This is a genomic window from Paenibacillus hebaui, from assembly GCF_051934385.1.
Taxonomy (GTDB): domain Bacteria; phylum Bacillota; class Bacilli; order Paenibacillales; family Paenibacillaceae; genus Paenibacillus.
Genome location: NZ_CP196836.1, coordinates 5,777,622 through 5,797,680, shown reverse-complemented (window position 1 = coordinate 5,797,680; position 20,059 = coordinate 5,777,622). Strand labels below are relative to the sequence as shown.

Sequence of the window (20,059 nt, the reverse complement as noted above, 5' to 3'; positions counted from 1 at the left end):
GTATGCTATATTTTTCCTCGGAATGTTAATCGTAATTATTACTATTATTTAACGGAGTAAAGTGAAGTTGAACTCATCCAAATTCCAATGTTCAAGAATAGAGGTAGCTGGGATGAAACAGGAGATCGATTTTGTCAAGTTCAATCCAACACAGAATATGACCGTTTTGGTGAAAACCAGTCATCCAGCTGAGGAATACAGACACATCGCTTCAAGGATCATGTCCTACGATAATGTGTATGCCGAACAAGTTGGATTTATCGAACCTTCCTTCCAAAGTGGGGCTGCAGCACACTTACGTATGGCTGGCGGGGAGTTCTGCGGCAATGCCTGCATGGCTCTGGCTGCATACATCGTGTCGGAACAAGATATTGAGCATCCGGATTTCACCGAATTGCTGCTGGAGGTTTCGGGGACAGAGCACTTGATCGCATGCCAAGTAAAGAAACAGTTGAATGAGTATTACTGCCAGGTGACGATGCCGATTCCCAAACAGATCGAGCAGCGAACCATAAAGTATGAGGGGATCGACTTGGATATGGTTATCGTCCGCTATCAGGAGTTCATTCACATCATCATGGAAGTGGATGAATTCAATGATGTCATCAAGAAAAGAGCCCAAGCTCTTGCCCGTTTGCTCGGTTTAACACTGGGAGACAAATTGATTGGCATTTTGCTATTCATACCCGAATTAGAAGAGTTGGCCCCACTAATCTATATTCCCGGGCTCGACAGCCTCATTTGGGAAAGGGGATGTGGTTCGGGTACGGCTTCTCTGGGCGCCTATCTGGCGTGGAAGAACAGAAAAGAGATCGGTGCCCGGATTAAGCAGCCTGGAGGTGCAATTAAAGTAGTCGCCCATTTTCATGAAGAGAAGCTGGAACGTATCCACATTGAAGGATCTGTCGGTATTGTGGCACAGGGCAAAGCGTTTATAGATGCTTAACAACCATATAACAAGGGGGAAAATTCATGATTACGATAGTGGATTTTACCAAACAGTTGAATGAGTTTTTATCGAATTTTGAACAATTGGCGGATAGATATGATCAGTCTGTCCGTCATGCTGAAGAGATGGAACTTGTAATCAATGCCTATTCCAACTGGATCACCGATAAGGATCATGAGCAGTTTTGGGAAATGATGGTGCAGGAAAGGGACGCTGATTTCGAACAGCTTGTGCTGGATTTAAGGCGACAGTCTGCACTTTGTGTAGCGATCATGGAGAAGTATCGGGCAATGAAGCTGCACCACGGAGAAGTTGAGATTGCGGATTATTTCAAAAATATTGAGGAGTGCATTGATAAGGAATTTGGCAGCTTTCATGTTACATCCGACTCGAAGGTACTACTGGTAGGCTCAGGTTCATTTCCGATGACTCCTCTGCTTATTGCCAGGAAAACGGGAGCACAGGTGGTTGGGATCGATATTGATGATGAAGCCATTCGGCTCGGTCAGACGGTGGTCGAAAAGCTGGGGGCTGGCTTGAATATCCATTTGGAGAAGGCCTTTGTTGAGAAGCTCGATTTTACTAAAGAGGCCACACATATCATTTTCAGCTCCACGGTAGCAAACAAATATGACATCCTCGATCAATTACATCCATTAACGAACGAACATGTCGTTGTCGCCATGAGATATGGAAATGGATTGAAGTCTTTATTCAATTATCCAATGCAAGAGACAGACACTCTTAAATGGAAAATGGCAGATAACATATTGCGTCCACACGATGTGTTTGATATCGCGTTGTATCAGAAAGCTCCACTTGTCGGATGATCCATGAAGGAGGGGCATATATGCGTAATTTTGAACGAGTCCTGATGATGGGAACGGGGCCAGCGTCGATTCAACTAGTCGTAACATTCAAGAAACAACGTGGCTGCTACACCGGAATCGTGGGAAGGCAATCAGTTCGGTCCGATTATTTCTTTGAATCACTGGAACAGCATGGGCAGCAAATCCGTGCCAGCATTCAGAATGAGAAGCATCGAAAACTGGAAGGCGAATGCGTTGTTGATGAAGTCTTTAAAGGATATGGAAATGTTCAAGGCGATTGGGACACGCTTATTCTGTCTGTCACCACGGATGCATATATCGAAGCGTTGAGCCAGATGAAGACTTCTGTCCTGAAGAATGTGCAATGTATCGTACTGGTCTCACCCACGTTTGGTTCGAACCATCTTGTTGACCATTATATGCGCGGACTGGGGTGCAGCACCGAAGTAATCAGTTTCTCAACCTACTATGGGGATACACGATGGATGCATAATCAGCCCTCCAATCATGTCGTGACGACAGGCGTCAAGAAGAAGCTGTACATCGGTTCCATGCAATACCCGTCAGAACGGGTCAGCAGATTATGCCAAATCTATGGGCAGCTGGGGATTGAGATGCAAGTCATGCACTCACCGTTGGAAGCGGAGACGCGAAATATTTCCTTATACGTGCATCCACCGCTGTTTATGAATAAGTTTTCCCTCGGTGCAATCTTTGGAGAGTCGGAGATCCAGACCTATGTATACAAGATTTACCCGGAAGGGCCTATCACCCCATATTTAATTCGGGATATGCTCGCAGCCTGGAAAGAAATCATGAGGATTACAGACCAATTGAATATACTACCGATCAATCTGCTGCAATTCATGACAGATGATAACTATCCAGTCCATTTGGAGAGTTTATCACGCCATGATATCGAGGAATTTAATCATAAGCAGGACATTCATCAGGAGTACTTATTGTACATAAGGTATACCTCTTTACTGATTGATCCTTTCTCGGAGCCGGATAGAGATGGAAAGTATTTCGACTTTTCGGCCGTTCCTTTCAGAAAAATGTTCGTGAACCGGGAAGGTCAGCTGGATATCCCGAGAATGCCCAAAGAAGATTATTACCGCATCAAAATCATTCAGGGCATTGCAAGGCATCTCCATGTGAGCTGTCCAACGATAGACAAATTCATTACAACTTACGAGAACCAACTCGTGCAAGTGGCTCAAAAACATGCAGACTCGTCATTGTCCAACGCTTTCGCGGTTCAGACGTTTGCTGAAGACTTGAAGATGATTTGTGATGAACTGGAAATAAGCAATCAGGGGGAAATGTTGTGAAAAAGAGAAAATCAATGTGCGGTTTAGGTATGCTGCTCGCAATGGCCGTGATGGTAATGGCAGGTTGCAGTGATGGGAAGGATGCCCCATTAGCGGCTGAAAACGGGGAGAAGAGAACCGAATTAATCTATGCTTCTGCCAAAGATATTAATGATATGAATCCTCATCTGTACACAGGTTCCATGCCAGCACAAGGGATGGTCTATGAATCCCTGGTGGAGAACACGGTTGATGGGATCAAGCCACTGCTAGCCGAATCATGGGATATTTCCGAAGATGGGAAAACCTATACGTTTCATTTACGAAAAGATGTGAAGTTTCAGGATGGGGAACCTTTTGACGCAGAGGCTGTCAAAGCGAATTTTGATGCGGTTCAGGCCAATGCGGACAAACATGCATGGATTAAACTATCCACCAAATTGGTGAGTACAAATGTCATTGATGAATATACCGTCGAATTGGTTTTATCCAGTACCTACTATCCCACATTGGTTGAGCTGTCCATGACCAGACCGTACGTGTTCCTTTCACCCAAGGATATGATCAACGGTGGAACCAAAGATGGAGTGAATGGTTACCACGGAACAGGACCCTACATGCTCACAGAGCACCATGTGGAAGAGAATGCGACGTTCTCGGCGAACGAGAACTACTGGGGCGGCAAGCCACAGATCAAGAATATTGTTGCCAAAGTTCTCCCGGCAGGAGAGACCACTTTCCTGGCATTGCAAAAAGGCGAAATTGACTTTGTGTTCACTGATGATCGGGGCGCCGATAGCATCGACGTTGAAGCGATGAATCAATTGGCGGAGTCCGGGAACTATCAGGTTGTTCGAAGTGAACCCATGAACACCAGTATCATTGCGGCAAATAGCAGCAAAAAGGATAACCCGGTCCATGAGACGGCAGTTCGGGAAGCGATCTGGTACGCCATAGACCGCGATACGATTAGCCAAGATATTTTTGACGGGACACAAACCGCAGCCCATACCCTGTTTTCTTCCAATGTGAATTATGCCAATGTGGAGTTGAAGCCGCGTAACTATGATGTGGAAACATCCCGGAAAAGGCTGGACGAAGCAGGCTGGACTATGGAGAGCGGTGCCTCTGTCAGAACCAAAGGCGGACAAGAGCTGGCCATGGAGTTGTATTATGACAGCAATTCTTCCAGTCAGAAAACGCAGGCCGAATATATTCAGAACGCGTTGAAGGGAATTGGCATGCAGTTGAACATTATTGGGGAGGAGTCTTCCTCGATCGCAAACCGAAGATCCACGGGTGAATATGATCTGCTGTTCAATCAGACCTGGGGACTGGCTTATGATCCTCAAAGTACGATTTCCGCTTTTGCTTCCAGCTCTGCTTACTTGCACACAACAAGTGGAATAGCTCAGGCAGTTGAGCTGTATGCCAAGATCGAAGATGTTATGGTGTCCACCGATGAGCAGACTCGAAAATCGCTATACACGGACATTATGACAATCGTCCATGATGAAGCGGTGTTCATTCCAATCACGAATGGCAGTGTCACCGTAGTGGCTCCGAAAAACCTGAAGGGCATTTCGTTCAAACAAACTCAATATGAGCTGCCGTTCGAGCAAATGAGTTATCAATAGAACACGCAGTAGAACCAAATGGAATCTCACGTTAAAAGGAGATTGATATGGGAAGTTATATCATCAAACGCGTTTTGCTTGCAATACCCCTGCTGCTGATTATTTCGTTTCTAACCTTTGTTCTTATTAATCTCTCACCGCTGGACCCTGCTGTCGTTGTGCTACAGGCGCAGGATGTTCCGCAGATTACCGATGAGTTAATTGCCAAGACCAAGGTGGAGCTTGGCATGGACCAGCCCTTCCTGATCCAGTATTGGAACTGGCTGATGGCCTGCCTGCAACTGGATTTCGGAGATTCCTATGTGACAGGGCAATCGGTCTGGTCTCTAATAGGTCCGGCTTTTGTGAACACACTCAAACTGACACTCATTTCATCGGTATTCATTATTCTGTTCTCCATCCTATTAGGAGTCCTATGTGCTATGAGGGAAGGGAAGATGATGGATAGGTTCGTAAGAGGGTTCTCCTTTTTGCTGACAGCCATCCCTTCCTATTGGCTTGCGGCAATCTTGATCTGGTATTTCTCGGTCAAGCTTGATTTGCTGCCGACAAGCGGAATGGTGTCGTATCAAAGTTATATTCTCCCGGTAGTCGTAATCACGGTAAGTTATGTAGGCATCTATTTTAGGAGCGTAAGGAGTTCCATGTTAAGCAATTTGAATGAAGACTACGTGCTGTATGCGCGAGCTAGCGGCATCCCAGAGCGAAAAGTGACCCTGCATATTTTGCGGAATTCGTTGCAGGTTTCAGTTTCCATCTTTTGCATGGCGATACCGATTGTACTTGGGAGTACGGTCGTGATTGAAAATGTATTTGCCTGGCCAGGGCTGGGAAGGTTAAGCGTCAAATCGATCCTTAGCAGGGATTTTCCGATTATCCAGGCTTATGTGCTAATTTTGGCGGTCACGTTTGTCTTGTTTAACACGCTCTCCGATATCATTAATGCGGCGATGAATCCCAAATTGAGAAAGGGTATGTAATGAAAATACTCCGGAATTTAAGCCAGGATAAGCTGGCAATGACGTCTCTGATCGTGATTGTGGTGATGATGGTTGTTGGCATACTTGCTCCTTTATTTGCACCGCATGATCCTGAGGCAGTAAACATGAAGCTTAGGTATGCGTCGGCATCCTGGCAGTATCTTTTAGGAAATGATCACCTGGGGCGATGTGTTTTGTCGAGACTGATTTACGGCATTCGTCCCAGCGTTCTGTGGGTATTGGTTGCCTTGATGGCATCGGTTCTTCTGGGGGCTGTGATCGGTTTTATCTCGGGTTACTTCAAAGGGAAAATGGATGCGCTCATCATGAGAATCTGTGATATCATGCTCTCCTTTCCGGGATATGTCATGACGCTGGCTGTTGTTGGCATTTTGGGTGCAGGTCTGGAAAATATTCTGATTGCTTTTGTTGTCATGAAGTGGGCATGGTTTGCCCGAGTCATTCGCACATCTGTGATGCAATATACCGAGATGGACTACGTAAAATTCGCCAGAGCGTCCGGAGTCGGTCATCTGCAGATCATTTACAAACATATTGTGCCTGTAACTTTCTCGGATATCGCGGTTATCGCCAGCGGCTCCATTTGCTCCATGATTTTGCAAATCTCAGGTCTGTCCTTTCTTGGACTTGGAATCCAGGCTCCACATGCCGAGTGGGGCATGATGCTGAACGAGGCAAGAGGAGTCATGTTCTCCAGACCGGAACTGATGCTCGCTCCAGGACTGGCGATCGTTATTGTTGTATCGGCATTTAACTTTTTATCCGATTCGCTGCAAGTGGCTCTTGATCCCAAGCTCATGACCTCTAAAAGCAAAATCAAGCCTCGGAGAAGGAAGAGGGGTGAACCGGTTTCCTATGAATATATTGGAAGTTGAAAATCTGAAAGTGTGGGACAACCACACGGAAGAAGTGATCGTACACAACAGTTCATTTCAATTGAGGCAAGGCCGGTGTCTGGCCATTGTTGGCGAGAGTGGAAGCGGCAAGTCGCTAACATGCAGGTCCATCATGGGGTTGAACAAACCTGTGATCCGCCAATCCGGTCGGATTCTGTTCCAAGGGGAAGACCTGAATAAGCTTAGTAAACAGGACATGCGAAAGAAAAGAGGACGAAACCTGTGCATGATTCCGCAAAACGGCATGAGTGCATTTGATCCGTCCTGTGTCATAGGTGTTCATTTAAGAGAAACTTTATACGAGCATTACAGATGGAGTAATAAAGAGATTGAGCAACGTATGAAGCAGGCGATGGAAAGTGTGATGCTCACCAATCCGGTGGAAATCATGAACGAATACCCTCACCAGCTGTCAGGTGGGATGCTGCAGCGCATCATGATCGCGCTTGCTCTCGTCTTGGAACCGGATGTGATCATCGCTGATGAGCCAACTACGGCACTGGATACCATCTCCCAATATGAAGTGATTGAACAGCTCATTCAATTACGGGAACAGATGGGGTGTTCCATGATCTTCATCTCTCATGATCTGGGGGTTGTTCAAAAAATCGCCGATGATGTACTGGTCATGAAAAATGGGAGCATTGTCGAGAAAGGCAAGATCCAATCCGTCTTCTCGAAACCACAGCATCCGTATACACAATACCTGGTGTCCACCCGATTGAAACTAAGCAATCATTTCAGGCAGCTGATGCAGGAGGAACAGTTCATTGCTAAAAGTTGATCATATTCATAAGTCTTATCAACAAGGTGGTTTGTTTTCCAGAAGCATAAAAGCAGTTCTGCATGATGTCAGTTTCGAATGTTTGCAAGGGGAATGTCTTGGAATTATCGGCGAGAGCGGAAGTGGAAAATCTACCTTGGGTCGACTGATTCTGGGGATGGAGAGACCGGATCAGGGGACGATTACGTTTGAGGGAAAATCAGTAGCGGATAGAAAGGTGAGACGTGGCAATATCAGTGCGGTCTTTCAAGATTACAAATCTTCGATCAATCCGTTTTTTACCGTGGAAGAAGCGATCATGGAACCATTGAGGATGCAAAAAAAGGTTGAAAAAGAACATTCACTCAAAATCGATATACTGCTTGCTCAGGTCGGACTGGATTCATCGTATCGAGGCAGGTATCCACATGAACTATCAGGCGGGGAAGTGCAGCGGGTTTGCATCGCAAGAGCAATTTCTACAGAGCCTCAGTGTATTCTGCTGGATGAAGCTATCAGCTCGCTGGATGTATCGGTTCAGATCCAGGTGCTTCATGTGCTTAAGGAATTGAAGGAAATGTACAATATGAGTTATGTGTTTATAACCCATGATATCCAGGCAGCTGCCTATATTTGTGACAGGGTGGTCATTTTTCGAGAGGGTCAGATTGAAGAAACGGTACCCATTGGACAATTGAAGGACGTGAAGTCCGAGTATGCAAGGAAACTGCTGGATCATTTAATCACATTCTAAAGGGGAACTCAGAGTGAGTGGAGCAATGTCGTGGCCTTTCCTGCGTTTATATCTATTGGCTCTCTTCTATTTCAGTGCCAATGCCATACTCAATGTGATTATTCCCTTGCGGGGTGAATCATTGGGGGCAAGCAGCACAACGATTGGTCTGGTCATGGGAGCTTACATGTTTACGACGATGTTTTTTAGACCGTGGGCAGGTCAGATCATTCAGAAATATGGACCGATCAAAATATTGCGGCTGATCCTGATCATCAATGGTTTTGCCCTCATTTTATATACATTTACCGGATTGGGCGGATATGTCTTGGCCCGTACGCTGCAAGGGGTATCCACGGCCTTCTTCTCGATGGCACTGCAGATTGGCATCATTGATGCATTGCCAGAGAAGGATCGTTCGCAAGGGATCTCATACTATTCGCTCTTTTCCTATATCCCTGGCATTCTGGGCCCTGTTGTTGCACTGGGACTCTGGAATACTGGAGGGATGGATTACTTCTCCGTATTTATGGTTGGCATTGCCATTGTAACTGGGGTTTTTGGTTACAGTGTCAAGATGGACCAGCCCAATGACGGGAAGACAGAGACGCCTTCGGACAAGGTGGAACCGAAGTCCAACATGCTGCAATCCTTTGGGGAGCTCATCAGAAATCCATTTCTGTTCAAATGCAGTGTAATCATGTTAATCTCTTCCATTGTATTTGGAGCTATTACGGCATTTCTTCCTTTGTATGGTTCCCAGTTGGATAATGGAAATGCCGGAGTTTTTCTGATGATTCAGGCGGCAGTTGTGGTGATCGCCCGAATTCTGCTCAGAAAGAGGATCCCTTCAGATGGGAAGTGGCATTCCTCCTTCATGATGGGAACGATGCTGCTTCTGACATTGGCTGCGGGGTGCGTTGGTTTCTCCAATCAGGCAGGTGCAGGAGTCTTTTATATAGGCGCCGGGCTGATGGGAATTGCGCAGGCCATCGTATATCCGACACTGACGACCTATCTGTCCTTTGTCCTGCCACAGTCCAACCGTAATGTGTTAATCGGATTGTTTATTGCAACCGCCGATCTGGGCGTTTCGCTGGGGGGGGTTATCATGGGCCCCGTTGCTGATGTACTCTCCTTTTCCTGGATGTATATCATCTGTGCGATATTGGGAGCAGCCATGATTGTTTTTGCTTACGATCGAAGGGGATTAATACGAGGTACGAGATAAAAGAAAGGCTGACGCAGAGTTATTATCCTCTTCAAGTAGACACTTTAAAAAAACTTCATGTTATCATGGGGGAAGTGAAACTTGGAGGGGATATTTTCATGGCGAAAAAAGGACAAATAGTTATCTGGGCATCAGCTATATTTTTATATCCTATGATATTGCTTCCGTTGCTTCCATAAGCCACCGTATAATGGTCATGAAACACGGAGAGGTCGTCGATCTGTTTGACACGGATGAGATACATGAAGCGCAGCGGCATGAATATACCCAGCTGCTCGTATCAAAAGTTCATTAATTGGACTGGATAGCCTGCCCGCTATGCCTTCGGTTTTCATCACAACAGGATCAGCGTGCTCCGGTAATAGACAGAAAGTAGGGACTATATAGTGGATTCTTCCGTGAATGCCAACGGCAAATTAAACCCGGTGTCTTTTTCGTTTATCCGGTTTTATATGTTGGCCTTTTTATTTTTTGCCGCGAATTCGGCCTTGACGATTATTCTCCCTCTGCGGAGTGAGGCTGCCGGATTGAATCAGGCCGAGATTGGCCTGATGATGGGAGCGTACATGTTTACCTGTATGCTCCTAAGACCCTTTGCGGCGCAGCTCCTTGGGAAGTACGGGCCGCTTCGTGTGATGAAATGGCTGCTGATTTTGCATGCCGTTACGTTATTGCTGTTCATCGTTTTTGGTGTGGAAACATACCTGTGGCTGCGGGCACTGCAAGGTGTGGCTACTGCTTTTTTCTCCATGACGATGCAGGCAGGGATTGTGGAAAAGCTGGAGGACAAGGACCGGGCACAGGGTCTGTCCATGTACACCCTTTTTACGATGGTTCCGTCTCTGGTCATTCCGATATTGGCTATCCAAATCTGGGAAAATGCCAGTGATATCTGGTTTACCGTATTGATCATTGGTTTGGCGGCTTTCCCGCTCTTGATCGGGTATAACGTGGATTTACCCCGGAGTACGGTGCAGAATAAATCGTATACGCTGGGAGATATGGGACGTTCCTTCGGTGGTATCTGGCGCAGCACGCCTTTGTTGATCAGCAGTGTGGTTATGCTGTTTGCTTCGTGTGTATTTGGTGCAACAGCGACCTTTCTTCCGTTGTACATGGTATCAACCGGGATGGCGAGTGCAGGATTATTTCTAACGATTCAGGGATTGGTTGTTATTCTGTGCAGATTCATTCTGCGCAAAAAAATCCCGTCAGACGGCAGCTGGAATACCTGGCTGATGGCGGGACTGATGTTGTGTGCAGCCCTGGGAACGCAGCTACTTGCGATGCTGGAAATCATTGGTCCGCTGGTTTATCTGTCTGCGGTATTCAGTGGTTTTGCCGTGGCGTTGCTATACCCGACATTAACTACGTACCTGTCTTTTGTGCTTCCAGCCGATTCCAGATATGTGCTTATGGGTATTTTCATGTCTTCGTATGATCTGGGTTTCTCTCTGGGCGGACTAGCCATGGGACTGATTGTACAGAGTAGCTCTTATTCAACCATGTTCACGATCTGCACGGCTCTATCCGTTACAGCTATGATTCTGGTTGTGGCTTTCAAACAACGGATGGAAGCGGGAAATAGGGCCAGATCTGCGGCTGCCAACTGAGGGGCATCTGTGTGACCCCATTGGAGTGCGTATCCAAAGTAAGATATTAAAGGCGTATGGACTGACTTTTCCGGGATCGTATTGTCATGATGCGAAGCTACAGGAAACAGGCCATAGGCCTTTTTATGTTGGGAAATAGGAAGTCCACTCGCACGAAAACATAAAAAATGATTTGACAACAGAAGGCAACAGGAATATAGTCAATGTTGTTAATCGTAATAATTACTAATAAGGCTGAAACTGTTGGCCGCAACTATAAGGAGTAGATACCAATGATACAAAAGCAAGTTCCGGTAACAGTTCTGAGCGGTTACCTGGGATCGGGCAAAACGACCGTACTTAATCACGTATTACACAATCGGCAAGGCCTCAAGGTCGCGGTCATCGTAAATGATATGAGTGAAGTGAATATTGATGCCGCACTGGTGAAGGGAGAGGCAATGCTGTCGCGTACCGAAGAAAAACTGGTGGAGCTGTCCAACGGGTGCATCTGCTGTACCTTGCGGGATGACCTGATGCAGGAGATTGAGAAGCTGGTAAACGAAGGCAAGTTTGATTACATCCTAATTGAATCCACGGGGATCAGTGAACCCGTTCCGGTGGCGCAGACCTTTACATATGCCGATGAGGAATCCGGTATTGATCTGACGAGCCTGGCGAAGCTGGATTGTTTGGTAACCGTTGTGGATGCCCATCGGTTCTGGCATGATTTTGCCTCAGGACAGAGTCTTCTGGATCGTAACCAGGCAACAGGGGATGAGGATACCCGTGACGTCGTGGATTTGCTAATAGATCAGATTGAGACCTGTGATGTCCTGCTGCTGAACAAATGTGATCTGGTCGATGACGTGGAGCTGAACAAGCTTGAAGGTGTCATCCGCAAGCTTCAGCCCCATGCCAACATCATTCGAACTGTGAACGGACAGGTTAATCCGTCCGAAATTTTGAATACAGGTCGCTTTGACTTCGACAAAGTAAGCATGTCCGCTGGATGGATTCAGGAACTGGAGAAAGAGTCACATACACCCGAGACGGAAGAGTACGGTATCGGTTCCTTCGTTTACCGTCGGAGAAAACCATTCCATCCTTCCCGCCTGGCTGAATTCATGAGCTACTGGCCGGAAGAAGTGGTACGGGCCAAAGGGTTGGTCTGGCTCGCGGCTGAAGGGGATGTGGCTGCAAGTCTTAGCCAGGCAGGGACATCCATTCAGTTTGGGCCTGCCGGACATTGGGTCGCAGCGTTGCCGGAAGCGGACAGGGAAGAGATTTTACGGACCGAGCCGGATGTCAGAGAAAAGTGGGATGCGGAGTGGGGAGACCGCCAGACCGAGTTAGTCATGATCGGAATTGAAATGGAACGTACAGTGATTGAGGACGAGCTGGACCAGTGCCTGCTTAGTGACGAAGAAATGCTGGCCGACTGGGGCCATTTCGACAATCCACTGCCATGGCCGGTGGAGGCAGTATAATAGCAGCGCGAAAGAGGATAATGATCCACGTGTGAGATTGAAAACGGCAGTACCCGGTACCCGTATTCATTTGAAGATAGCTGTGTAATCGGGTGGTGAAGGTGTATCTTTTACAATAATAAATACAAAGGAGATTCCTGGCGTAACCAAGTCCAGCTGGTAGATGTAAATGAAGAATTCCTTCAAGGTCATGTGAGGAAAGAACGTTCTAAAAAAGCTCCTTTTCGCCAAAATGGTGAAAAGGAGCTTTTTTTGTACCCAGAAATAACTGAAATGAAAGGACACTTCACCTGAAGGGCGCAGTGGAGATGATTAGTTGAACATGATGTGATGAATTCAAATCACTTAAAACAAGTGAGATGCTTTTTGTGAAGCGACCCCGGCCTCATTATCATCGGCATGGTTCCTATTTTTTCTTCACTGGTTATTGCAGTATTTTTCGCTGTTCTCCAAATGATCAATGAACATGTTCACGCCTGTCTACAACCGGATTAATTGTCGCAGCATATGCCCTTCTATGGTTTAGAATAAGTGGACTCCATGAAGTGCTGCCGCTGCAAATTATGATCTGCCTATAACGTATGATTGTGCATCATTCGAAATTGCATAGGCGTTACGTTTTCCTGGGTTTTAAAACATCGGATGAAGTAGCTTGACTGTGAAAACCCCGTTTCCAGTGTGATTTGCTTAATGGAAAGGTTGGTTGTAGCCAACAGCTGTTTTGCATGTAATAACCTGGATTCCAACAGGAATTCCGGGAAGGAGATTCCAAACGTTTGACTGAACTTGCGGCTGAAGTATGTTGTACTGTAACCGGCAATTCCGGCAGCGTGGTCAAGTGTAATGTGCTCGTTACTGTGGGAACGAATATAATTCCCTGCTTCACGAATTCTCTCTGAAGTGTGATTCAAGGAAACATTAATTCGGCTCGCTGCGGATTGCAATCTGGTCAGAAGCTCATATAGTGTTGCTGCCATGCTGTGCTCGTCCTCCACTTGATAGCCTCTTCCTAGCTCCAGTAATCTATCCATCAGTGCGGTAAGCATTGGAAAGTTGGAGCATTGAAACAGCCATGGCTCGTCAAGGCCTTTTCCATTCAATAGTTCTTCGAGACGAATTCCGTAGAAGTGAATCCACCGAATACTCCAAGGATCATCCGAATCTGAATAGTACGTTTGTTTGAGACCGGGACCATAGAGGAATCCCTGTCCACGCGTTAACTCATAACAAGCGGTTCCAGTGTGCAGGAATCCTTTACCGTTAAGTACAAGGTGCAAATTGTAGCATTGATCCAAATTAATTTCTTTAGTTCGATATTCTCGATTCACACGATGCTTCGGAAAGTCACTGTAACCTCCAATAAAATCAGGAAAGCACACATGTCTGGGGAAAACCGGTTTTGGGAGAAAGATGTGTTCTTTCACGTGTATCCTCCATTTGAACGCAATATTTTTATGTGATCAATCAAAATAGATCCATCCAACTGTTGTTTGAAACTATAATAATGACAATATTTTATTATAAGTCGCATAATCTTGTCATTTATTATATGTGAAGTATCCAATAGAATAGAGGCAATATGGCAGGTTAAGGGGGCATTTGAAGGTGGCAAAATCAATACAAATGGATGAATTGAAACTGGGGGTCTGTTATTACCCTGAGCATTGGTCGGAACAGTTGTGGGAGGACGATTTCCGTAGAATGCGAGAGATGAATATTACGGTTATTCGGATGGCTGAATTCGCATGGTCCATATTTGAACCGGAAGAAGGCCAGTTCGATTTTAGTTTTTTCGGGAAGGCACTGGATCTGGCACATCAATATGGCTTGAGTGTTATTTTGGGAACACCTACTGCAACTCCACCAGCGTGGTTGACATCCAAATATCCCGAAGTATTGAATGCAAATAAGGATGGGGTATTGTATCAACACGGCATGCGACGCCATAACAATTACAGCAGCCCAATCTACAGACAGCAATGTGAAAAAATCGTGCGCAATATGGTGATTGCATATAAAGATCATCCGGCTGTCATTGGCTGGCAAATCGATAACGAATTCAATTGCCATATGGATGTTTTCTATGCTGAGGCAGATCATGTCGCCTTCCGTGAATGGCTAAAGAATCGTTATGAATCGTTGGAGAATCTGAACCAGGCTTGGGGAACTGTTTTTTGGAGTCAGATCTATACCGACTGGGAACAAATTCATCTTACCCGAAATATGGTCAGTCCATCGCCAAATCCTCACTTGGCATTGGATGAAAAGAGATTCATATCAGCCAATACCATTTCTTTTGCCAAGCTTCAGGTGGACATCATTCGGGAATTGGACCGGGAACATTGGATCACGACGAACGGTACGTTTGGACACTTGGATAATCATGAAATGACAGAGGAGCTATTGGATTTCTTCTCTTATGATTCGTATCCGCAGTTTGCCACGATCTTCCCAGGGACAGACGACAATGCATTACAAGATCGGGCATGGAGCATGAAATTGTCCAACGTACGCAATATGTCACCGAACTTCTGCGTCATGGAACAGCAGTCTGGGCCAGGAGGCTGGGTCGATAGTATAGGCATGGGTACTCCGAGACCCGGACAGATCCGATTATGGTCGTATCAATCTGTTCTTCATGGTACGGATTTGCTTGTCTACTTCCGCTGGCGGACGGCAACGTTCGGAACCGAAATGTACTGGCATGGCATCAATGATTACCACAATCAACCCAACAGAAGGGTACGCGAGGTTGCACAAGTAGGTGAAGAGTTTGCCTCCATAGGGCGCGTTATTGCGGGTACTACATATCAAGCCGATGTTGCCATCTTGCAGGACTACGATAACTTGTGGGACGGAGAGTTGGACGAGTGGCACGGTCCGCTTCATCAACAGAGCGTACGCTCCTGGTATAAGCAGCTGCAGTATCGTCATATTCCGACCGATCTGGTTACACTGCAACCAACGACAACACTGGAGAAACTATCCATATATAAGGTGATCATCTACGCTCACCCGGCAATCATGACAGACGAAACAGCAGAACTTTTGCAAGCCTATGTCAGTCAAGGTGGAACCCTGTTTTTCGGTGCGCGCACCGGTTATAAGGATCTCAAGGGGCATTGTTATATGAGACCTTTCCCAGGGGCTGTCGCTGAGCTGTGTGGTATTACCGTGGAGGATTTTACATTGATCAAAGGAACCATTTCCGCAGCCGAGCTGCAATGGAATGGGACGAGTGAGCGACTTCAGGAGGGAACGCCAACGGCCGGATTTAACGAAGTTCTTCATGTGGAGCATCCCGAAGTGCAGGTCATAGCCGAGTATGCGTCCGAATACTATGCAGGTAGCCCTGCTATGACCAAACGTGTTGTAGGTCAGGGGGAGGTATGGTATTATGGGGCGGCTTACAATGAACCGGTTGTAGATGCACTCCTGGATGAAATAGGGCTGTCTTCGCCTGTGGATGACCTGATAGAGGTACCGTCCGAAGTTGAACTCGGTATCCGTTCTGCTCAGGATAAAGCGTATTTATTCTTGCTCAACTACTCGGATCAACAAGTGGTCATCAAGCTCAAGAAGGAAGCAAAAGAGTTACTATCGGGTACAACATATCAGGATGAAATCAAGATGACTGCGTATGGGGTATTCATTTTTGAGATCGATTTCCCGCAATGAGGAGTCTATTCATCAACAGATGTGTTTGCCCATATTGTGTATGACAAATCCAGATAGCAACCACAGGATGCCAAGACATCTGGTTCTATATCGGAACACCAAAAACGCCTTGCAGCAATTGTAAGGCGTTTTGTTATTTGCATGATGTGTAACATTCGTTTTGTATTGGCTTTCATTGGCCGTATTTCGTATGACTATACCTCGTACAAAATGTCCCCTGTCCGTGACACGTCATATCCCTCAAATGATTGCAGTTCCTGCCTGAACTCCGGTGATTGGAGAATACGCAGTACAGAAGCGATCCAGGCTTCATTGCCTTGCTTCTTCAGCATGACGAGATCGTAGCGTTCCTGAACAAGCGGGATAAAATCGACCTGGCCAACCAGACGCGCAGCCTTCTCGATGCCGATTCCCACATCCGCATCACCTGAACTGACTTTGGCCGCCACACCCATATGACTGCTTTCCTCCACAGCATACCCGAGCAGCCGGGTAGAAGGGATACCGTGCAGACGCAGTTGTTCATCCAGCAATACACGTGCTCCAGAACCCTTCTCCCGGTTAGCCAATCGGAGTTCAGGCTGGTTCAGATCTGTCCAGTTCTGGAGGCCACGCGGATTCCCGCGTTGCACATACAGTCCGGCAGGGCGTGACAGCAGGTTCACCACGACATAGGACCAGCCAATCAGAATCTTGCGGATGTATGGCAGATTATATTCACCGGTATCTCCGTCGAGCAGATGGGTACTGACAAGATCAGACTCACCGCGGTACATGGAGATCAATCCGTCCAGACTTCCCATGAAAGAGCGCAGTGGTCGAATATCTCGAGTTTGTTTTTCCATATATCGCATGAGGATATCCAGACTGACATCCTGACCGGTAATGACCACATGGCGAGCTGATTGGATCACCGAAGTGTTGCCAGGTGGGAATGAAGCCGCAGGGGTTTCCCTGGGGGGAACTGAATGATCTGGTTCCGCAGCCCGATGGCTTGGCGATTGAAGCAGCTTGGAGCGCCGTTTGTATGCTTCCAGATCGGTTGCATCAATACGCATTTGTTTGCCGACGCGGTAAGCGACGAGGTCTCCCTTTTTGATCAGGTCGTAGACGGTCAGTTTGGATATTTTGAGCAGCTTGGATATTTCTTCGGTTGTATAGGATTGCTCCTCCGTCATCAGTGAAGATCCTCCTTCAAGGTACAGACATAACTAGTTTATTTCATCAACATCCGTCGTCTCAGACCAATGCTGTAGTCTCTTGTACTATACCATTAACCGCTGGCTGGTATAAACATAGGGTGCACAACTCGTCGATTCGTTGCAGTAGCTCCCACAGGTACCTGAAACGCGATCTTCCCATTTTATCGATCTTATGTATAATGAAATATAATTAATTATATCTATTTATAACTAAACATAACATTGAGGGAGGATTAGATGAGAAGGAGTATCGGATATGTTTTGGGAAGTATGTCACTGGTCGTGGTCCTGATATTGGCTGGTTGTGGTACAAGCACCGACAGCACGGATACATCCACCGCTGTTGGACAAACGACCTCAACGCCAGCGACATCAGGCGAGAGTTCATCATCAGAGAATGTCGATCCGCAGGAAACGGTAGAACTGACTATCTCGGCAGCTGCCAGTCTGACGGACGTCATGAAAGAGATTGAGACTAACTATGAGCTGGCTCATCCATATATTGAATTGAATTTCAACTTTGGTGCTTCGGGTGCATTACAACAGCAGATTGAACAAGGTGCGCCCGCGGATGTTTTCATATCGGCTGCGACCAAAAATATGAATGCTCTGGTCGAGGAGAAGTTGATTGCATCTGACGATCAGAAGAATTTGCTTCAAAATTCACTCGTGGCTATCATTCCGGCGGATAGCAAGAACGAAGTGACAAGCGAGAAGGACCTCACAGCCGATTCCATCAAGACGGTAGCGATTGGGATTCCGGAAAGTGTACCGGCAGGAACCTATGCCAAAGAAGCACTGACAAATGCCAAGCTGTGGGACCAACTGGAAAGCAAGCTTGTACAGGGCAAGGATGTCAGACAAGTTCTGCAATATGTAGAGACAGGTAATGCAGACGCAGGTTTTGTGTACAAAACCGATGCACTCACTTCGAACAAGGTGAAAATAGCGTTTGATGTGGACAAGAACAGGTATACACCAGCTAATTATCCAGTAGGGATTATCGAAGGCACGAAGCATCGGACAGAAGCAGAACAATTTTATACGTATTTGCAATCACCTGAAGTGCTGGATGTATTCGCCAAATACGGGTTCTCCATCCCCGAATGAATGGGAGCGCGATCGATTGGGAGGTATTTTGGCCACCGGTTCGTCTTTCTCTTCAGGTTGCTCTTCTGTCCAGCGTTATTGCAGCGGTGCTTGGCATTGCTGTGGCCTGGAAGATGTTGCGTGCGTCGTTTCGGGGAAAAATTTTTCTAGAAACGGCTTTTATGCTTCCGCTGGTGCTCCCGCCGACAGTGGTCGGATTTATACTGCTCGTATCACTGGGGCGTAAAAGCTTACTGGGACGCTGGATCGAAGCCATCTTCTCGGCACCTGTCATTTTCTCCTGGTGGGCGGCCGTGATTGCCTCTGTGGTCGTGGCTTTCCCGCTGGTATATCAGACAATGAAATCGGGATTCAGCGGTGTGGATCGTGATCTGGAAAATGCAGGTCGTTCAATTGGTGCGAATGAGTGGCAGGTATTTCGTTATATTTCCCTGCCGCTCGCGGGCAGAGCATTGATGACCGCCTTCATTCTGGGCTTTGCCAGAGCACTCGGGGAATTCGGAGCGACATTGATGATTGCAGGTAATATTCCAGGCAAAACGCAAACGGTACCCACGGCAATCTATGTGGCAGTGGATTCAGGCAATCAGACGATGGCTTGGGCATGGACCATTTCCATTATTATCATCTCGTTTATCATGTTGCTGATGACCAGACAGCAGAGAGATGGCAAAAACGACTGATTTTATACGTTCCCATATTATATATAACATGATGAAAAACCCGTTCTAAGGAAAGAACTGGTCATACCCCTGTCAAGTAGACAGATGAAAAAAGCTATGCTGCCAGTGCGCATCGATATTCAATCGGTGCGCGCTGTTTGAGTTTGGCTTGAAAGCGTCGGTAGTTGTAATTGTAAATGTAATCTTCCACAGCTTGTCGAATCTCTGCTTCTGAATTACACTGGTTAAGGTACAGCTTCTCTGTTTTGAGATGCGAAAAGAAAGATTCGATGCATGCGTTATCCAGGCAGGTTGCTTTGCGAGAGTGGCTGCCCTTGACGCCGAATGCTTCTAATCGTGAGTTGTACGCCTGAGACGTGTACTGGAAGCCCTGATCCGAATGGAGCACGGCTTCCGAAACGTCTCTTTTTTGTGTCCATTGTTCTACCGTATCCAATACGAGCTGAACATCGTTCCGTTTAGATAACTGCCAAGCTACAATCTCGTTGTTGAACAAGTCTTGAATCACAGACAGGTAAACGAATGCGCTCCCATCCGAAATATAGGTAATATCCGTCACCATTTTTTGCTGGGGTGCTGTGGCATGAAATTGGCGCTTCAGGCGATTCGGATAGATAACAGATGGCGTATAGCTGGACTTCTTCCGCTTCTTGCGAATCACCGATTGGATCGATAGTTCCCGCATGATTCGCCATACTTTCTTGTGATTGACGTTCAGACCGGCCTCCCACAACGCCGTTGTCATGCGAGGATAACCAAACTCTCGGTTTGCAAAATGAATAGCCATCATGTGTTCTTTGATCTCACGATCACGGTCTTGTCTTGCGTCTCGCTGCGGCTGGGTTGCTCGCCATTTGTAGTAACTGGATCGGGGTATTCCTGCAATTGTTAATAGGCGTGTAATGCCATGCAAGCAGCGCAATTCATCTAGGATATCGTAGTTCTCCCGTT

Annotated in this window: 17 protein-coding genes and 1 pseudogene; 15 read left to right on the top strand and 3 right to left on the bottom strand. The window is 46.7% G+C overall.

Features of this window, described 5'->3' with window-relative positions:
• Positions 1-112: 112 nt before the first annotated feature.
• From ACR32F_RS26350 to ACR32F_RS26295, 12 genes and pseudogenes are all read left to right on the top strand, one after another.
• A complete protein-coding gene (locus ACR32F_RS26350; RefSeq protein WP_440112331.1) occupies positions 113-946 on the top strand; it encodes a diaminopimelate epimerase in 834 nt (277 codons plus the stop codon).
• Between the two features lie 26 nt (positions 947-972).
• The gene (locus ACR32F_RS26345) at positions 973-1,779 is read left to right on the top strand and encodes a nicotianamine synthase family protein (protein ID WP_440112329.1); all 807 of its coding nucleotides are present in this window, start codon (positions 973-975) and stop codon (positions 1,777-1,779) included.
• Between the two features lie 20 nt (positions 1,780-1,799).
• The gene (locus ACR32F_RS26340) at positions 1,800-3,113 is read left to right on the top strand and encodes an opine metallophore biosynthesis dehydrogenase (RefSeq protein WP_440112327.1); all 1,314 of its coding nucleotides are present in this window, start codon (positions 1,800-1,802) and stop codon (positions 3,111-3,113) included.
• Between the two features lie 50 nt (positions 3,114-3,163).
• Positions 3,164-4,729, top strand: coding sequence for a staphylopine-dependent metal ABC transporter substrate-binding lipoprotein (gene cntA, locus ACR32F_RS26335; RefSeq protein WP_440120017.1), 1,566 nt, complete (start codon positions 3,164-3,166; stop codon positions 4,727-4,729).
• Positions 4,730-4,776: 47 nt separating this feature from the next.
• Complete coding sequence (opp1B, locus tag ACR32F_RS26330) at positions 4,777-5,709, top strand: nickel/cobalt ABC transporter permease (protein ID WP_440112325.1); 933 nt, start codon at positions 4,777-4,779, stop codon at positions 5,707-5,709.
• Positions 5,709-6,605, top strand: coding sequence for a staphylopine uptake ABC transporter permease subunit CntC (gene cntC, locus ACR32F_RS26325; RefSeq protein WP_440112323.1), 897 nt, complete (start codon positions 5,709-5,711; stop codon positions 6,603-6,605). Before opp1B ends, cntC begins: the two co-directional genes overlap by 1 nt.
• A complete protein-coding gene (gene cntD / locus ACR32F_RS26320; protein WP_440112321.1) occupies positions 6,586-7,410 on the top strand; it encodes a staphylopine uptake ABC transporter ATP-binding protein CntD in 825 nt (274 codons plus the stop codon). The genes cntC and cntD overlap by 20 nt, the downstream gene beginning before the upstream one ends.
• The gene (locus tag ACR32F_RS26315; protein WP_440112319.1) at positions 7,397-8,143 is read left to right on the top strand and encodes an ABC transporter ATP-binding protein; all 747 of its coding nucleotides are present in this window, start codon (positions 7,397-7,399) and stop codon (positions 8,141-8,143) included. Before cntD ends, ACR32F_RS26315 begins: the two co-directional genes overlap by 14 nt.
• Positions 8,144-8,156: 13 nt before the next feature.
• Complete coding sequence (gene cntE, locus ACR32F_RS26310; protein WP_440112317.1) at positions 8,157-9,353, top strand: staphylopine family metallophore export MFS transporter CntE; 1,197 nt, start codon at positions 8,157-8,159, stop codon at positions 9,351-9,353.
• 386 nt (positions 9,354-9,739) lie between these two features.
• On the top strand, positions 9,740-10,966 hold the full coding sequence (gene cntE, locus ACR32F_RS26305) for a staphylopine family metallophore export MFS transporter CntE (protein WP_440112315.1): 1,227 nt from the start codon (positions 9,740-9,742) through the stop codon (positions 10,964-10,966).
• A 272-nt stretch (positions 10,967-11,238) separates the two neighbouring features.
• On the top strand, positions 11,239-12,435 hold the full coding sequence (locus ACR32F_RS26300; protein ID WP_440112313.1) for a GTP-binding protein: 1,197 nt from the start codon (positions 11,239-11,241) through the stop codon (positions 12,433-12,435).
• A 378-nt stretch (positions 12,436-12,813) separates the two neighbouring features.
• Positions 12,814-12,930: pseudogene (locus ACR32F_RS26295) on the top strand (DUF2975 domain-containing protein); the annotation flags it as partial.
• Positions 12,931-13,007: 77 nt separating this feature from the next.
• Here the strand turns inward: ACR32F_RS26295 and ACR32F_RS26290 are convergent.
• Positions 13,008-13,859 (bottom strand): AraC family transcriptional regulator, encoded by an 852-nt coding sequence (locus ACR32F_RS26290; RefSeq protein ID WP_440112311.1) that lies wholly within the window; start codon positions 13,857-13,859, stop codon positions 13,008-13,010.
• A gap of 181 nt (positions 13,860-14,040) precedes the next feature.
• On the opposite strand from ACR32F_RS26290, the gene ACR32F_RS26285 reads away from it, so the two are divergent.
• Positions 14,041-16,113, top strand: a complete 2,073-nt coding sequence (locus ACR32F_RS26285; RefSeq protein WP_440112309.1) for a beta-galactosidase — start codon at positions 14,041-14,043, stop codon at positions 16,111-16,113.
• Between the two features lie 194 nt (positions 16,114-16,307).
• On the opposite strand, the gene ACR32F_RS26280 is transcribed toward ACR32F_RS26285, so the two are convergent.
• Positions 16,308-17,291, bottom strand: coding sequence for a substrate-binding domain-containing protein (locus ACR32F_RS26280; RefSeq protein ID WP_440112306.1), 984 nt, complete (start codon positions 17,289-17,291; stop codon positions 16,308-16,310).
• A 261-nt stretch (positions 17,292-17,552) separates the two neighbouring features.
• Here ACR32F_RS26280 and modA point away from each other — a divergent pair, with 261 nt between their 5' ends.
• On the top strand, positions 17,553-18,425 hold the full coding sequence (modA, locus tag ACR32F_RS26275; protein WP_440112303.1) for a molybdate ABC transporter substrate-binding protein: 873 nt from the start codon (positions 17,553-17,555) through the stop codon (positions 18,423-18,425).
• Positions 18,422-19,108, top strand: a complete 687-nt coding sequence (gene modB, locus ACR32F_RS26270; RefSeq protein ID WP_440112300.1) for a molybdate ABC transporter permease subunit — start codon at positions 18,422-18,424, stop codon at positions 19,106-19,108. Before modA ends, modB begins: the two co-directional genes overlap by 4 nt.
• 94 nt (positions 19,109-19,202) lie before the next feature.
• On the opposite strand, the gene ACR32F_RS26265 is transcribed toward modB, so the two are convergent.
• Positions 19,203-20,042 carry an IS3 family transposase gene (locus tag ACR32F_RS26265; RefSeq protein ID WP_440120006.1) on the bottom strand — a complete coding sequence of 280 codons (840 nt, stop codon included), beginning with the start codon at positions 20,040-20,042 and terminating at the stop codon, positions 19,203-19,205.
• Positions 20,043-20,059: the final 17 nt, after the last annotated feature.